Source organism: Streptomyces ambofaciens ATCC 23877 (genome assembly GCF_001267885.1).
Lineage (GTDB): Bacteria > Actinomycetota > Actinomycetes > Streptomycetales > Streptomycetaceae > Streptomyces > Streptomyces ambofaciens.
In genome coordinates this window covers 1723907-1736780 of the sequence record NZ_CP012382.1, presented here as the reverse complement: position 1 = coordinate 1736780, position 12874 = coordinate 1723907, and the positions used below count along the sequence as shown (strand labels likewise).

The 12874-nt window shown below is 71.2% G+C and carries 11 protein-coding genes; 8 read left to right on the top strand and 3 right to left on the bottom strand.

Annotation, left to right across the window (positions count from 1 at the left end; translation table 11 throughout):
- Positions 1–257: 257 nt before the first annotated feature.
- The 5 genes from SAM23877_RS07830 (at position 258) to SAM23877_RS07810 (ending at position 4855) form a co-directional block, all read left to right on the top strand.
- On the top strand, positions 258–1880 hold the full coding sequence (locus tag SAM23877_RS07830) for a sensor histidine kinase (RefSeq protein ID WP_053128281.1): 1623 nt from the start codon (positions 258–260) through the stop codon (positions 1878–1880).
- A gap of 26 nt (positions 1881–1906) precedes the next feature.
- Positions 1907–2284, top strand: coding sequence for a roadblock/LC7 domain-containing protein (locus SAM23877_RS07825; RefSeq protein WP_370466402.1), 378 nt, complete (start codon positions 1907–1909; stop codon positions 2282–2284).
- Positions 2281–2697, top strand: a complete 417-nt coding sequence (locus SAM23877_RS07820) for a DUF742 domain-containing protein (RefSeq protein WP_053128279.1) — start codon at positions 2281–2283, stop codon at positions 2695–2697. Before SAM23877_RS07825 ends, SAM23877_RS07820 begins: the two co-directional genes overlap by 4 nt.
- Positions 2678–3298: a GTP-binding protein gene (locus SAM23877_RS07815; protein WP_053128277.1), complete on the top strand. Its 621-nt coding sequence runs from the start codon at positions 2678–2680 to the stop codon at positions 3296–3298. The genes SAM23877_RS07820 and SAM23877_RS07815 overlap by 20 nt, the downstream gene beginning before the upstream one ends.
- Positions 3299–3364: 66 nt before the next feature.
- A complete protein-coding gene (locus SAM23877_RS07810; RefSeq protein WP_053128275.1) occupies positions 3365–4855 on the top strand; it encodes a cytochrome P450 in 1491 nt (496 codons plus the stop codon).
- Here the strand turns inward: SAM23877_RS07810 and SAM23877_RS07805 are convergent.
- Positions 4849–5811: an RluA family pseudouridine synthase gene (locus tag SAM23877_RS07805; protein WP_053128273.1), complete on the bottom strand. Its 963-nt coding sequence runs from the start codon at positions 5809–5811 to the stop codon at positions 4849–4851. The genes SAM23877_RS07810 and SAM23877_RS07805 overlap by 7 nt on opposite strands.
- 104 nt (positions 5812–5915) lie before the next feature.
- On the opposite strand from SAM23877_RS07805, the gene SAM23877_RS07800 reads away from it, so the two are divergent.
- Positions 5916–6497 (top strand): GNAT family N-acetyltransferase, encoded by a 582-nt coding sequence (locus SAM23877_RS07800; protein ID WP_053142260.1) that lies wholly within the window; start codon positions 5916–5918, stop codon positions 6495–6497.
- A gap of 224 nt (positions 6498–6721) precedes the next feature.
- Here SAM23877_RS07800 and SAM23877_RS07795 read toward each other — a convergent pair whose 3' ends face one another.
- Both SAM23877_RS07795 and SAM23877_RS07790 read right to left on the bottom strand, forming a co-directional pair.
- Positions 6722–7567: a siderophore-interacting protein gene (locus SAM23877_RS07795; protein WP_053128271.1), complete on the bottom strand. Its 846-nt coding sequence runs from the start codon at positions 7565–7567 to the stop codon at positions 6722–6724.
- Between the two features lie 219 nt (positions 7568–7786).
- Complete coding sequence (locus tag SAM23877_RS07790; protein ID WP_079030656.1) at positions 7787–8692, bottom strand: 5'-3' exonuclease; 906 nt, start codon at positions 8690–8692, stop codon at positions 7787–7789.
- A gap of 291 nt (positions 8693–8983) precedes the next feature.
- Between SAM23877_RS07790 and SAM23877_RS07785 the strand changes: the two genes are divergently transcribed.
- Positions 8984–10069: a quaternary amine ABC transporter ATP-binding protein gene (locus SAM23877_RS07785; RefSeq protein ID WP_053128267.1), complete on the top strand. Its 1086-nt coding sequence runs from the start codon at positions 8984–8986 to the stop codon at positions 10067–10069.
- Positions 10062–12677, top strand: a complete 2616-nt coding sequence (locus SAM23877_RS07780) for an ABC transporter permease/substrate binding protein (protein WP_053128265.1) — start codon at positions 10062–10064, stop codon at positions 12675–12677. The genes SAM23877_RS07785 and SAM23877_RS07780 overlap by 8 nt, the downstream gene beginning before the upstream one ends.
- Positions 12678–12874 lie beyond the last annotated feature (197 nt).

Genomic DNA, 12874 nt, shown 5'->3' with positions numbered 1-12874 from the left:
GGAGGGCATTACTCCATGTGTTCGAATGACTCCCGGGCGTGTAAATGGGTCCGAGGTTACTCCAGCCCCGGTGCCCGTTTCAGGTGCTTGCTGAATATGACACGGCGATGATCCCCCCGGACTAAGCTCGCCCGCAGCGCACCGAGTTGAGGTGTATTCGCGTGCTTGTTCCCAATGCGCCGAAGATACCGACAACTCCCAGAGATACCCCGTCGCAAGCTCCCCCATCCCCGCCGATTCGTTTTCAGAGGGCCTACATGGTGAGTGTCGATTCCCCTCCAGGTCGCAGCGGACTTCCGTACGCGCGCACGCTCTTGCTGCCGGCCATACTGATGGCCGCGGCCACCGGGGCCGCCGTCGCCCTGGTGACGGAACCGGCCCGGCTCGCCGTCGGCCTCTGCGGCGTGGTCGCCACGCTGCTGGTGATCGTGGCGGCGACCGAAGTGGTACGCCGCGGCCGTGCGCTGCGCGCCCTGCGCGCCGAGCACGCCCGTCACACCGCGTATCTGGAACACCGGGTGGCGAGCCACCACGAGGAGATGGTGTACCTCGGCGAGGTCGTCCTGCCGGACGTGCTGGACTTCATGCGCACGGGGAGCACACCCGAAGAGGTGATGCGCCGCCTCCCCGAGGTCAACCCCGCCTACACCGAACTCGGCCAGCCCCAGCGCAAGCTGATCCGCATGGTGTGCGACATCGTCGACCACCAGGACTCCATGCGCGAGTCCGCCGAGCGCTCCTTCGTCGACATCGCCCGCCGCGTCCAGGCGATCGTCCACCAGCAGAACAAGGAACTCCGCGAGATGGAGGAGGACCACGGGCGCAACCCCGAGGTCTTCGACGACCTGCTGCGCATCGACCACGGCACCGCGCTGATCGGCCGCCTCGCCGACTCGATCTCCGTCATCGGCGGCGGCCGGCCCGGACGCCAGTGGCCCGAGCCGGTGGCGCTCTACAGCGTGCTGCGCGGCGCGATGTCCCGGATCCTCCAGTACGGCCGGATCAACCTGGCCTCCATCGCCAAGGTCAACATCAAGGGCACCGCCGTCGAGCCGGTCATCCACGCCGCGGCGGAGCTCCTCGACAACGCCACCCGCTACTCGCCGCCCGGCGCCAAGGTGCACGTCACGGCGACCGAGGTGCAGAGCGGCGTCTGCATCGAGATCGAGGACGCCGGCGTCAGCCTCAGCGAGGAGTCCCGCGCGCGCATCGAGGGCCTGCTGGAGGACGCCAAGCGCGGCACCGACGTGCAGGACCTCGCCCACCACCCGCGCCTGGGCCTGTCCGTCGTGGGCCGGCTGTGCACGCAGTTCGGCATGGACGTCTCGCTGCGGGCCTCCGCGTACGGCGGGGTGCGGGCCATCCTCATCGTGCCGAGCAAGATGATGACGACCGAGCCCGGCGTCGGACTCGCCCACGGCATCGGCGCCACCTCGATCCCCACCCCGGGCCCGGACGCCCTGCCCGGCCCCGAGCGCCGGCCCAAGAAGCGCCGCCCCACCAGCCCCCGCATCCCGGCCGGCGTCTCCCTGGAGGACGACGTGCCCGAGGTCACCGAGTGGACCGCAGGCGGCCTGCCGCAGCGCCGCAGCCGGGTCAAGATGCCGCTCAGCCAGCGCCTGGCCGAACAGGCGCAGTGGGAGCGGGAGGACGCCGAGCGCGAGGCCCGTCTGGCCGCCGAGCGCGCCCGCAAGGGCATCCCGGCGCCCGCGGCCCCGGAGCCCGTGCAGGAGGAGACCGAGCAACTCCCGCCGGGGCACTGGATCGGGGCCTTCTGGGAGGGCCTCAAGCAGTACCCGGGCATCACCCAGGCCCACCAGCAGTCCAGCAGCAACGAGCCGGCCCATGCCCCGGCCGACGACGAGGGGAACCTCAAGTGATCGAGCAGCAAGGCAAGTTCGACTGGATGCTCAAGGATCTCTACGACGGTGTTCCGGGCATCGAGATGATCGTGGTGCTGTCCGCCGACGGCCTGCGCATCGCGCGCTACTCCGGTGACCCGGACGCCGCCGACCGGGTCGCCGCCGCCTGCGCGGGCCTGCAGAGCCTGGCGGGCGCGGTCGCCCAGGAGATCCCCACCAGCGACGGCGACATGAAGATGGTCCTCATCGAGATGAACGGCGGCTACTTCTACCTCATGGCCGCCGGCCCCAACGCCTACCTCGCCGTGCTCTCCGACGTCCGCTGCGAGCCCGGCCGGATGGGCCTCAGCATGGCGGACCTGGTCGCCCGGATCGGACCCCATCTCACCAGTCCCGCCCGGCGCAACGGGCAGACCGTATGACTCCTCCCCAACGCCAGAGGCGATCCCCGGGGCAGCAGCCGTCCGCGGCGTCTCCCGCCCCCGACCCGCCCCCCAAGGAAGGCGAGATCCGCAACCCCGAGCGGCTGTTCGTCATCGGCGGCGAGGGGGGCGGCGAGCGCGCCGACCTCGACCTGGTGACGCTGATCGTGGCCCTCGCCGAACCGCCGGTGTCCGCCACCCCGGAACAGGCCGCCCTGCTGAGGCTGTGCGTCGCCCCGCTGTCCGTAGCCGAGCTGTCGGCCTACCTGAGCCTGCCGTTCAGCGTGGTGTCCGTGCTGCTCACCGACCTGCTGGCCGCGGAACTGGTGCAGGCCCGCGCCCCGATCGTCCGCCAGAAGGTCGCCGACCGAACCCTCCTCGAAGCGGTGATGCATGGACTTCAAAAACTCTGACACGATCCCGGGCCCGCGGACGGAGGACCGGCTGCCGCACACGGCCGAGGCCGCCGTGAAGATCGTCATCGTGGGCGGCTTCGGAGTCGGCAAGACCACCATGGTCGGCTCGGTCAGCGAGATCAGACCGCTGACCACCGAGGAGACGATGACCCAGGCCGGCATCGGCGTCGACGACAACTACGGCTCCGCCTCCAAGACGGCCACCACGGTGGCCATGGACTTCGGCCGCATCAGCATCACCGACGAACTGGTGCTGTACCTCTTCGGCACGCCCGGCCAGGAGCGCTTCTGGTTCCTGTGGAACGGCCTGTTCGAAGGTGCCCTCGGTGCGGTGGTCCTCGTCGACACCCGCCGCCTGGAGGTCAGTTTCGACGTCATGGGGCGTCTGGAGGAGCGTGGCGTGCCCTTCGTGGTGGCCGTCAACACCTTCCCCGACGCGCCCCGTTATCCCGTCGCGGAACTGCGCACGGCCCTGGACCTGCCCGAGGAGATCCCCATCCTCGACTGCGACGTGCGGCGCCGGGCCTCCAGCCGGGACGTCCTGCTGACCCTGATGCGCTTCCTGCACTCCCTGGCCATGAAGGGCGCGCTCACCTGACCGGGCGCGGCCCACCCCTCCCGAACCCCCACCCCTGAACCCACACTTCTGTTGCGGAGCGACACTGTGACGCCTGAACGCCACTCCCTGACCGGAACGGGCGACCCCCTGCTCGAACCGCCGCCCGGCTGTCCCGCGCACGGCCTCGGACCGGGCGGACTGCACCGGCTGCACGAGGCGGACGACCTGGAGGAGCTGTACGAGAAGCTGCGCGAGCAGCACGGACCGGTGGCGCCGGCGCTGCTCCACGACGACGTGCCGATGTGGGTCGTGCTCGGCCACGCCGAGAACCTGCACATGGTGAGTACACCCACCCAGTTCTGCCGCGACAGCCGCATCTGGACCCCGCTCAACGAGGGCATGGTCAAGCCGGACCACCCGCTCATGCCGCACATCGCCTGGCAGCCCATCTGCTCGCACGCCGAGGGCGAGGAGCACAAGCGGCTGCGCGGTGCGGTCATGGGCGCCATGGCCGGCCTCGACTACCGGGAACTGCGCCGCCACATCAAGCGCTACACCCAGCGCCTCGTCAACCGGTTCTGCGAGGAGGGCCGCGCCGACCTCGTCGGCCAGTTCGCCGAGCACCTGCCGATGGGGGTGATGTGCCACCTCCTCGGCATGCCGGACGAGTACAACGACCGGATGGTGGAGGCGGCGCGGGACACGCTCAAGGGCACCGACACCGCGATCGCCAGCCACGCCTACCTCATGGAGTCCCTGGGACGGCTCAGCGCCGAGCGCCGGGAGCGGCCCGAGAACGACATCGCCGGCCGGCTCGTCACCCACCCCGCCGGGCTCACCGACGACGAGGTCAGGGAGCACCTGCGGCTGGTCCTCCTCGCCGCGTACGAGGCGACCGTCAACCTCATCAGCAACGTGCTGCGCGTGGTGCTCACCCATCCGGGCTTCCGCGCCCAGCTCAGCGGCGGCCAGATGACCGTCTTCGAGGCGGTCGAGCAGTCCCTGTGGGACGAGCCGCCGTTCAGCACCGTCTTCGCCTACTTCGCCAAGCAGGACACGGAACTGGGCGGTCAGCGCATCCGCGCCGGCGACGGACTGCTGCTCGGCATCGCGCCGGGCAACGTCGACCCGCGCATCCGTCCCGACCTGGCGGCGAGCATGCAGGGCAACCGCGCCCACCTCGCCTTCGGCGGCGGCCCGCACGAGTGCCCCGGCCAGGACATCGGGCGGGCCATCGCCGACGCGGGCATCGACGCGCTGCTGATGCGACTGCCGGATGTCCAGCTCGACTGCGACGAGGACGACCTCCAGTGGCGGTCGTCGATCGCCTCCCGGCACCTGGTGGAGCTGCCGGTGCGGTTCGAGCCCAAGGCGCAGCAGGACATCAGGCAGCAGCCGAGCCACGCTCCGGCCCCGGCTCAGCGCACCGCCTGGCACGTCGGCATCCCGCGCCCGGAGGAGCGGCCCGCACCGCAGGCTCCGCCGCGACCGCCCGAACCCGTGTCGCTGGCGGCCGCGCGGCCCCAGCCGGTGCCCGAGCAACCCCGGCCCCGCGGGGCCTGGCAGCGCTTCCTGCTCTGGTGGCGCGGTTACTGACGGCCGGCCCAGTCCTCGTACGCCGTCCAGGCGGCGAGGGACCGTCCGCTGCGGAAGCGGTGCTCCCGTCCCGTGACCGGATCGGTGAACCCCAGTTCCCGCGCCAGCAGTTGCAGCGGGCGCCGGAAGTCACCGGCCGGCACGGCGGCGGTCACCTCGGGGTAGAGGGGGTCGCCGAGGATCGGCACGCCGAGCGAGGTCATGTGGACACGCAGCTGGTGGGTCTGCCCGGTGCCGGGCACCAGCCGGTACCGCCCCAGCTCCCCGTCCGGGCCCGGCCGGTGGGCGATCAGCTCGACGTGGCTCACGGCGTTCGGCTCCCCTTCGATCTCCTGCGCGGCCAGCACTCCGCGCACCTTGAGGATGCGGCTGCGCACGGTCCGGGGGAGGGCGAGCGCGGCATCGTGGGGCGCAACGGCCTCGTACTCCTTGTGCACCCGCCGGTCACGGAAGAGGCCCTGGTACGCGCCGCGCTCCTGCGGGCGCACCGTGAACAGGACGAGTCCGGCGGTAAGCCGGTCCAGGCGGTGCGCGGCTCCCAGCGCCGGGATGCCCAGCTCCCTGCGGAGCCGGGCGAGCACGGTCTCGGTGACGTGGCCGCCGCGCGGGGTGGTGGCCAGGAAGTGCGGCTTGTCGACGACGACGATGTGCTCGTCGCGGTACACGATCTCCAGGGGGAACGGCACCGGCACCTCGGCCGGCCGGTCGCGGTGGAACCACACGAACAGCCCGGGCTCGTAGGGCGCGTCGGCCGGCACCGCCCGTCCGTCCGCCCCCACGAACAGGCCGGCGTCGAACATGCCGTCCACGACGTCGGCGCCCGCGCCGGACAGCCGCTCCGCCAGGTGCTCCCGCACGGTGGTCCACGGTCCGGTCGGGGGCAACCGCACCCGCACCGGATCGATCCCGTCGCGCTGCGGGAGGGGCGAGGGCGGGGGAGGCGTACGGCGTCTCATCGTCTGCCAGCGTACGAGGCGGCGGGCGGCACCGGAAAACGCCGGGCCCCGCGGCACCGGAAAACGCCGGGCCCGGCGGCCGGAGCCTTGGCAGGATGCGGACCATGCCCTATCTGACCCACCCGGTGCTGCCCGCCGGCACCCTCTCCCGTACTCCGCAGCCCACGCTCCCCACCGGCGACGGACTGGTCCTGCGCCCGTGGCGCGCCGAGGACGCGCCCGCCGTCCACGCGGCCTTCCAGGACCCGGTGATGCACCAGTGGCACATCCGTACCGCCGACTCCGAGGAGGAGGTGCGCGGCTGGATCGCCGAGTGGCAGCAGGCCTGGGAGCATGAGCGGGCCGTCCAGTGGGCGGTCGCCGACGCGGCCGGCGAAGGGCTGCTCGGGCGGGTGGCGCTGCGGGAGATAGCGCTCGGCGACGGGGTGGCGGAGGTCGCCTACTGGACGACGGCGGCGGCCCGCGGCCGGGGTGTCGCCGCCCGGGCCACGCAGGCGCTCGCCCGCTGGGCCCTGGACGAGATCGGCTTCCAGCGGCTGGAACTGAGCCACGCCGTCGCCAACGAGGCCTCCTGCCGGGTCGCCCGGAAGGCGGGGTTCACCCTGGAGGGCACCAAGCGCAGCGCCCTGCTCCATCCCGACGGCTGGCACGACATGCACCTGCACGCACGCGTACGCGGCGACTGAGCAGGTACGTACGCGCAGGCGGCGCCCGAGCGCCGTGTGCCGTACGTGCCGGGCGACATGCGCTGGCGGGCCGCATGCCGGCGTGCCCGCTCGCCGGCGAGCCCGCGCGCTGTGCGTCCCCCGTGCCGCGCCGTGAGCGGGAGTGCGCGCCGCGTGACCCGGCCGGGGAGCCGCGCTGGTACGGCCCGCGCGGTGCGACGCCGGGGTCCGAACCGGTGGCCGTGCTAGGCGGCCGGCGCGGCGCCTTCCTGCTCGGCCTCGATGCGGGCGTTCCAGTCCCGCTTCGAGGCCTGCCAGCCGTCCTCGTTGTGGCCGAGGCGCCAGTAACCGGAGATGGAGAGGTCCTCGCGAGGGATCCCGCGCTCCACCCGCAGCAGCTTGCGCAGCTCCTTCACGCAGGCCGCCTCGCCGTGCACGAAGGCGTGCACCCGGCCCTCGGGGAAGTCCAGGCCGCGTACGGCCTCGACCAGGGCCTGCCCCACCGGACGGTCTCCGCGGTGCAGCCAGACGACCTCCACGTCGGAGTCGATCTTCTGCTCCTCCTGGGGCCCGTCGACCTCGATGAACGCGAAGGCGCGGGTGCCGTCGGGCAGCGCCTCCAGGGACCGGGCGATCGCGGGCAGCGCGCTCTCGTCACCGGCCAGCAGATGCCAGTCGGCGGCGGGATCGGGCGCGTAGGCGCCGCCGGGGCCCATGAAGCGGACGGTCTCACCCGGCCGGACGCGCTGCGCCCAGGGACCGGCCAGTCCCTCGTCGCCGTGGATCACGAAGTCCAGGGTCAGCTCGCGGTGCTCCGCGTCCCAGTGGCGCACGGTGTACGTCCGGGTGACCGGCCACTGGTCGCGGGGGAACTCCTCCCGGATCCGTTCCATGTCGAAGGGCTCCGGGTAGGTCACGCCCTCGGCGGCGAAGAGAAGCTTCACGTAGTGGTCGGTGCAGGTGTCCGCCGGCAGCCCGGCGAGCTCCTCACCGCCGAGCACCACGCGCTGCATGTGCGGGGTCAGCCGCTCGGTGCGGACGACCTGTGCGGTGTGCGGCTTGCGCGGCTTGCGTCCCGGACGGTCTGCCATGACGGCCTCCCTGCTCCCTACGTGAGGGCATCGTGACTTAGGTTTACCTAAGTTAGCATCCCCGCCTTCTCCGTCGCCTCGTGGCGGCGCACTCCCCGAGACCCGCGTACCCCGCCTGCGGCGTACGGCTTCTCCTGCCGGGGCTCCGGTTCGCCGCGTGGCCATCGCTCCCGTGCACGGCGCGGGCCGCGCGGGTGGTGCTCCCGCGCGCGGCGCGGCTCAGGCCGCGAGCGTCGCCAGCAGCCGTTGCAGCGAGCCGCCCAGGCCCCAGCGGGCCGCGAGTCCCTCCAGGGCGGCGGCGTCGCGCGGGGCGCCGGGCAGCGTCGTGTCGACGTCCGGCAGCGGGACGTCGTCGGCGACCCGGACGACCTTCGGGGCGACCGCGAGATACGGCCGCGCCTCGGTCAGCCGCTTGCGCTGCGAGGGGGTGAGCTTCGCCCTGGGATCGTCCACGGCGGCCTGGATGCCCGCCAGGTCGCCGAACTCCGCGAGCAGTTTGGCCGCCGTCTTCTCGCCGATGCCCGCGACGCCGGGCAGGCCGTCGCTCGGGTCCCCGCGCAGCAGCGCCAGGTCGGCGTAGCCGCGGCCGTCCACGCCGTACTTCTCGCGCAGCGCGGCCTCGTCGGTGAGGGCGAGGGTGCCGACGCCCTTGATCGGGTACAGCACGCGCACGCCCCGGGCGTCGTCGACCAGCTGGTACAGGTCCCGGTCGCCGGTGACGATGTCGACCGGACCCGTCGCCCGCGCGGTGTAGGTGCCGATGACGTCGTCCGCCTCGTACCCGGCCACGCCGACGCGGGCGATGCCGAGCGCGTCGAGCACGGCCTCGATGACCGGTACCTGCGGCGAGAGCGTGTCGGGCACCTCCTCGGTGTCCGGGCCCTGCGGCGTCTCCTCGGCCACCCGGTGCGCCTTGTAACTGGGGATCAGCTCCACCCGCCACTGCGGACGCCAGTCGGCGTCCATGCACGCGACCAGCTGGTCGGGCCGGTGGTCCTTCACCAGGCGGTCGATGAAGTCCAGGAGTCCGCGTACGGCGTTGACGGGCGTGCCGTCGGGGGCCCTCACCGAGTCGGGCACCCCGAAGTAGGCGCGGAAGTAGAGGGAGGCGGTGTCGAGAAGCATCAGTCGTCCGGTCACGCCTCGCATCATGCCGCAGGCGGCGGGGGTGCACGGTGGAGGTCATGTGAACTGGGTCACTCTTGTGTTTGGGTCGGGGGCAAGGGGGCAGGTGCGCTTCCGGGCCGAAGCTGGTTGATGCATTCAACTGTTAGAGAGTCTTCGGATCAATGAGTCTTCGGATCAACGAGTCTTCGGACCGACGGGTTCTCGGATCGACGAGTCCCCCGCTTCGACGGGTCCTTGTGCCAACGAGTCTTCGCGCCCCTGTCCCTGCCCCCGAGCCAAGAGGTAAGCGTGTCAGCGAGGCTAGAGGCCGAGAACCTGTACAAGGTGTTCGGCAGAAAACCGGACCAGGCAGTCGAACGACTGCGCCAGGGTGCCGACCGGGAGGAACTGCGGGCCGACGGGACCACGGCCGCCGTCATCGACGCGTCCTTCACCGTGGAGCCCGGCGAGATCTTCGTCGTCATGGGGCTCTCCGGGTCCGGGAAGTCCACGCTGCTGCGCATGCTCAACGGTCTGCTGGAGCCGACCGCCGGGCACGTCCGCTTCGGTGGCCAGGACCTGACGGAACTCGGCGACCGCGGGCTGCGCGAGGTCCGCTCCCAGCAGATCAGCATGGTCTTCCAGCACTTCGCGCTGTTCCCGCACCGCAGCGTCCGTGACAACGCTGCCTACGGTCTCGAAGTGCAGGGCGTGCCCCGCGCCGAGCGCGAACGCCGCGCCGACGAGGCGCTCGCCCTGTGCGGCCTGGCCGGCTGGGAGAAGTCCTGGCCCGACGAGCTGTCCGGCGGTATGCAGCAGCGCGTCGGCCTCGCCCGCGCGCTCGCCACCGATGCCGACCTGCTGCTGATGGACGAGTCCTTCAGCGCCCTCGACCCGCTGATCCGCCGGGACATGCAGGACCAGCTGCTCGAACTGCAGAAGACCCTGAAGAAGACCATCGTCTTCATCACCCACGACCTCAACGAGGCCATGCGCCTGGGCGACCGCATCGCCGTCATGCGCGACGGCGAGATCGTGCAGATAGGCACCGCGCAGGACATCCTGATACGCCCCGCCAACGACTACGTCGCCTCCTTCACCCAGGACGTCGACCGCTCCCGCGTCCTCACCGCCCGCGCGGTCATGGAGACCGACGTGCGCGGCGACGAGGCCGACTGCACCTGTGAGACGGCGACGCCCGAGACGCCGTTCACCGAGCTGTGCGCCATCAGCGCCCGGGTCCCGCACGCCGTGGCGGTCGTCGACGAGGGCGCCCTCGTCGGAGTGGTCCCCTCCCGGCGCCTCATCGGCTTCCTCGGCGACGAGCAGGCCGAGGCCGGCACCTGCGACTCCCCCCGCGACAAGGGCGGCGAGAAGGTGATGGCCCGTGCCTAGGATCCCGCTCGGCGACTGGGTCAACGAAGCGGTCGACTGGCTGCTCGGACACGTCGCGTGGCTCTTCGACTTCCTCAAGACCGTCTTCACCGGCACCTACGACGGCATCAACGCCGTCCTCCAGGCGCCCGAACCGCTGCTCCTCGTCGGCATCTTCGCGATCATCGCCTTCTGGCTGCGCGGCACGGTCGCCGGTGTCCTCACCTTCCTGGGATTCGCGTTCATCATCTCCATGGAGCTGTGGGAGAACGCGATGATCACCCTGGCGCTGGTGCTGGTGGCCACCATCATCGCGCTCGTCATCGCGGTGCCCGTCGGCATCTGGGCCGCCCGCTCCGACCGGGTCAGCGGCCTCGTGCGGCCCGTGCTGGACTTCATGCAGACGCTGCCCGCGATGATCTACCTCATCCCGGCGATCCTGTTCTTCGGCACCGGTGCCTCCGCGGGCATCGTCGCCACCCTCATCTTCGCGCTCGCCCCCGGCGTGCGCATGACCGAGCTGGGCATCCGCCAGGTCGACAAGGAACTGGTCGAGGCCGCCGAGGCCTTCGGCACCACCCCCCGCAACACCCTGCTGCGCGTCCAGCTCCCGCTGGCCCTGCCGACGGTGATGGCGGGCGTCAACCAGGTCATCATGCTCGGCCTGTCCATGGCCGCGATCGCCGGCATGGTCGGCACCGGCGGCCTCGGCGGCGACGTCAACGAGGCCATCGGCCAGCTCAACGTGGGTCTCGGCTCCGAGGCCGGCGTCGCCATCGTCATCCTGGCGATCTACCTGGACCGCATGACCAGCGCCCTGGGCACCCAGGTATCGCCGCTGGGCCGGCGCGCCGCCGCCAAGGCGCGGGCCGCGGGCGGCCTGAAGATCTGGTCCTACCGTCCCCGTCCGCAGGTCGCCGTGATCGGCGTCGTGATCCTGGCCCTGGTGGCCGGCGGCATGGGCATGTTCGGCGGCTCCGGCGACTCCGAGAGCGTCGCCGACGGCAAGAACGTCGGTCAGGGCAAGAAGGTCACCCTCGGCTACGTCCCGTGGGACGAGGGCGTCGCGTCCACCTTCCTCTGGAAGGAGATGCTCGAACAGCGCGGCTACGAGGTGGAGGCCAAGCAGTTCGACGCCGGGCCGCTGTACACCTCGCTCGCGCAGGGCGACATCGACGTCGTCACCAACTCCTGGCTGCCGACCACCCACGAGCAGTACTGGAAGAAGTACGGCGACCGCCTCGACGACCTCGGCTCCTGGTACGACGAGACCTCGCTGGAGCTGACCGTCCCCGCGTACATGAAGGACATCAACTCGCTGGCGGACCTCAAGGGCAAGGCCGGCCTCTTCAAGGGCAAGATCACCGGCATCGAGTCCAGCGCCGGCGAGATGGCCCTGCTGAAGGACAAGGTCGCCAAGGAGTACGGCCTCGACGAGGAGTACAAGGTCGTCGACAGCTCCACCCCGGCGATGCTGGCCGAGCTGAAGCGGGCCATGAGCAAGAAGGAACCGATCGTCGTCACGCTCTGGTCCCCGCACTGGGCGTACAACGACCTGGACCTGAAGAAGCTGAAGGACCCGAAGGGCGCCTGGGGCGAGGGCGACGGCGTGCACACGCTGTCCCGCAAGGGCTTCGCCGGCGACGACCCCACCGCCGCGAAGTGGCTCAAGGACTTCAAGCTGACCGAGCAGCAGCTCACCAGCCTCGAGGCCGAGATCAACAAGGCCGGCAAGGGCAAGCAGCAGGACGCCGTCCGCACCTGGCTGAAGAGCAACCCGGGCCTCGTCGACAAGCTCGCCCCGGTCGAGGGTGGCGCCGGCGGCACCCCGGCCGAGGCGAAGCGCACCCTGGACGTGGCCTGGTTCCCGTGGGAGGAGGACGTCGCCGTCACCTACCTGTGGAAGAACGTCCTGGAGCGTCGCGGCTACAAGATGAACCTGAAGCAGATGGACGTCGGCCCGGTCTACACCGGCCTGGCCTCCGGCGACCTCGACCTCAACTTCGACGCCTGGCTGCCGCACGCCCAGAAGAACTACTGGGAGAAGAACAAGGACAACCTCACCGACCTCGGCACCTGGTACGAGCCGACCTCCCTGGAGATCGCCGTCCCCTCCTACGTGAAGGACGTCAAGTCCCTCGCGGACCTCAAGGGCAAGGCCGACCTCTTCGACGGGAAGATCATCGGCATCGAGCCCGGCACCGGTGAGATGCAGCTCGCGAAGGACGAGGTGCTGCCGGGCTACGGCCTGGAGGACGAGTACGAGATCGTGGACGGCTCCACGCCGGCGATGCTGGCCGAGCTGAAGCGCGCCTACGCCAAGAAGGAGCCGGTCGCGGTCACCCTGTGGTCCCCGCACTGGGCCTACAGCGACTACGAGCTGACCAAGCTGAAGGACCCCAAGAAGGCCTTCGGCGAGGGCAACACGATCCGCACCATCTCCAGCAAGAAGTTCCCCGAGCAGTACCCGCAGCTCACCAAGTGGATCAAGGGTTTCCACATGAGTGAGGACGAGCTCGGCACCCTGGAGGCCGAGATCAAGGACCGCGGGCAGGGCCACGAGGAGGAAGCCGTGGCCGCCTGGCTGAAGGAGCACCCGGAGATGGTCGACCGGATGACCCCGCAGTAGCACGACGACACGACACCGGTGCGGCACCGCCGTACCGACCACTCCGAGGGGTGGGCCCGACGCGCTCCGTCAGGAGGCGCGCCGGCCCACCCCTCGGGGCGTGTCCGGGCGGGGCACCGTAAGGATTTGGACAACCACGGAGCGCCACCCCCTGCCCTGGCCTCCGTGCACCGGGGCCGGAGCGGCTGGCGGGAACA